This is a genomic window from Treponema endosymbiont of Eucomonympha sp. (assembly GCF_001028545.1).
Genome location: NZ_BBPW01000480.1, coordinates 1 through 546 on the forward strand (window position 1 = coordinate 1; position 546 = coordinate 546).

At 61.7% G+C, this 546-nt stretch carries 1 protein-coding gene; it reads left to right on the forward strand.

Going from position 1 to position 546, the window contains the following annotated elements; genetic code table 11:
* Nucleotides 1–254: 254 nt before the first annotated feature.
* Nucleotides 255–546, forward strand: a 292-nt coding sequence (locus tag AWU74_RS07675; protein ID WP_498067490.1) for a hydroxymethylglutaryl-CoA lyase-like TIM-barrel protein, incomplete at its 3' end; no start/stop codon positions are given.

Below are 546 nucleotides of genomic sequence, written 5' to 3' on the forward strand. Positions count from 1 at the left end.
GGAATTGCTGCGCACTATGCAAAGCTCACCGCTTCCTTCATCGCCGCCATTCATGTCAGGTGTTTATTCCTCTACCTTCCAGTCCACACTACCTAGACAGAGCCTCTCTCCCGCCTAGAACAGTGTCTCTCTCCCGCGTGCGCGTCATGACGCCGTCTTGAAAATCCGCGCCGCCCGTGCTACAGTCCCCGCCGTGAAAACAATGCCGGACACGCCGCCGCCTTTTTTCCCGCGCATGACGGGAGGCTGCCGGCGTGGCTAAATACAAACCCTTCGACCGCGTCCCGCTGGAGCGCCGCGCGTGGCCGGACAGAAGCGTCGAGAAAGCGCCCGTCTGGTGCTCGGTCGACCTGCGCGACGGCAATCAGGCGCTCGCCGTGCCGATGAACGTGGAGCGGAAGCTGGCGTTCTTCGATCTGCTGGTCAAAATCGGCTTCAAGCAGATAGAGGTCGGCTTTCCGAGCGCGTCGCAGACGGAGTTCGACTTTCTCCGGCGGCTTATCGACGAGGGGCGGATCCCCGGCGACGTAACGATTCAGGTGCTCT